Below are 617 nucleotides of genomic sequence, written 5' to 3'. Positions count from 1 at the left end.
CTTCTGATTGGCGGAGCTACCACATCCAAAGCTCACACTGCCGTGAAGATTGAGCAGAACTACAAAAATCCGGTGGTTTACGTAAACAATGCGTCGCGCGCAGTAGGGGTTTGTTCGTCATTACTCTCCGATGAACGTCGACCTGCCTTTATAGAAAAACTGGATGCGGATTATGAGCGTGTTCGTGACCAACACAATCGTAAGAAGCCGCGTACTAAGCCTGTCACTTTAGAACAAGCGCGTGCAAACAAAGTCGCGATAGATTGGGATGCATACACGCCACCAGTTCCTGCAAAACCAGGCCTCCATATTTTCGATGATTTTGATGTCGCAACCTTACGCAAGTATATCGACTGGACGCCGTTTTTCATGACGTGGTCGCTGGTAGGAAAATACCCGACAATCTTCAAACATGAAGAAGTGGGTGAGGAGGCTCAGCGTCTATTCCATGATGCCAATGAGCTGCTTGATCGAGTTGAGCGTGAAGGATTGCTTAAGGCTCGCGGGATATGTGGCCTATTCCCAGCGGCAAGCGTGGGTGATGATATTGAAGTGTACACCGATGAGTCGCGTACCGAGGTTGCTAACGTATTGCGCAATCTTCGTCAGCAAACAGA

General features: G+C 48.9%; 1 protein-coding gene. It reads left to right on the top strand.

Going from position 1 to position 617, the window contains the following annotated elements; genetic code table 11:
• Positions 1-617, top strand: a 617-nt coding sequence (locus R7R78_RS27545; protein ID WP_318119672.1) for a vitamin B12 dependent-methionine synthase activation domain-containing protein, incomplete at both ends; no start/stop codon positions are given.

This window comes from Vibrio sp. 2134-1 (assembly GCF_033339495.1).
The sequence above is the reverse complement of the archived record's forward strand: the minus strand, read 5'-3'. Positions and strand labels throughout refer to the sequence as shown.